The 1,070-nt window shown below is 49.6% G+C and carries 2 protein-coding genes; both read left to right on the forward strand.

Annotated features, from left to right (window positions below):
• The coding region (locus R7P74_RS25005; RefSeq protein ID WP_318123334.1) for a heme/hemin ABC transporter substrate-binding protein at window positions 1–682 on the forward strand (682 nt) is incomplete at its 5' end.
• 9 nt (window positions 683–691) lie between these two features.
• The coding region (locus R7P74_RS25010; RefSeq protein ID WP_318123336.1) for an iron chelate uptake ABC transporter family permease subunit at window positions 692–1,070 on the forward strand (379 nt) is incomplete at its 3' end.

Below are 1,070 nucleotides of genomic sequence, written 5' to 3' on the forward strand. Positions count from 1 at the left end.
TTTGCCGCAAGGCATGGAGTTACCCGACGTTGGGTATCATCGCCGACTTTCAGCAGAGGGGTTGTTGGCACTGAGCCCAACCAAGTTAATTGGCTCTGATGAGATGGGACCAACTACCACCTTAAATCAACTAAAGTCGGCAGGTGTGGATGTCGAGATAGTCAATACAGAAGCCAACGTTAACGGGCTTTTGCATCGTATCGACCAGATTGCAACGATCATGAACCGTGAGTCTCAAGCAGCAAACTTGAAGCAAGAGGTAAAAACGCAAGTCGAATCTTTGCAAGCGAATCAGCCTGCACCTTCTGCTAAAAAGAAAGTGCTGTTTTTGCTTATTCACGAAGGTCGCCCAGCCAATGTTGCAGGCTTGGATACCACGCCAGACGCCATCATCGAGTTAGCAGGCGGTGACAATCCTGCGGCGAAAAAACTGACCTCTTACAAACCACTGTCGACCGAAGCGATGGTAGAGATGCAACCCGATGTCATTTTAGTTAGTGGCCGCAGCTATGAGACCATGGGCGGTGCAGACGCCATTTTAAAGGCGATGCCGTTACTTGCAGCAACACCAGCAGGCCAGACAAAGAACATCATCACCATTGATGGACACGCTTTGGTTGGCGGTTTGGGACTAAAAAGCCTGTCAGAGGCTAAACGTCTCAATGCCTTGCTTTACCCATAGAGATTTTCGATGCTGTTACGACGTATTCCTTTATCAACCACGCTGATTACGCTGTCTGGATTTTTAGCGTTTATCGCCATCGCTTCTATAACCGTCGGCCCGATGAACATCAGTTTCACAGACAGTCTGCGCGGCTTAATTGGCGCACATTCAGAGCTGGCACCACACATTCAACTCGTTATCAATGAGATACGCCTGCCTCGTACGATTTTGTGTATGTTCATCGGCGCAATCCTCGCGATTTGTGGGGTGGTCATGCAAGGGCTTTTCCGAAACCCATTGGCAGAACCCGGCATCATTGGGGTCTCTGCTGGTGCGGCGTTGGGCGGAGCTTTTGCCATCGTCGTTTTTGCTGAGTTTAGCCAAAACCATCCTCAACTCATGAACT

The sequence above is a fragment of the Vibrio sp. 2033 genome (assembly GCF_033339735.1).